1 pseudogene is annotated in these 225 nt (G+C 57.3%); it reads right to left on the bottom strand.

From position 1 onward, the window contains the following. Positions 1-126 (bottom strand): annotated as a pseudogene (locus tag HMPREF9538_RS0128280) (competence protein ComEA); the annotation flags it as partial. Positions 127-225: the final 99 nt, after the last annotated feature.

Below are 225 nucleotides of genomic sequence, written 5' to 3'. Positions count from 1 at the left end.
GGCCCCCTGCACTTTTTCTTTATCCCCCGCCGCTTTGCCGCTGGCGGGTGCCGCCAGCGCCCCCTGTACCCCTACCGCAAAAACCAGAACGCCCGCGGCCATCAGTGCTTTTATTCCATATTTCATGCTGATATCTCCTTGTGTGTAGACAGCAAGGTCACGATAGCGTCAGTGCGGATAGTCGACAAAAGGCAAATCACAGAAATGGAAAGGGGGGGGGGGGGG

It is taken from the genome of Klebsiella sp. MS 92-3, from assembly GCF_000195655.1.
Taxonomy (GTDB): domain Bacteria; phylum Pseudomonadota; class Gammaproteobacteria; order Enterobacterales; family Enterobacteriaceae; genus Klebsiella; species Klebsiella pneumoniae.
Note: the sequence above shows the minus strand (reverse complement) of the source record. Positions and strands in the feature narration are given on the sequence as shown.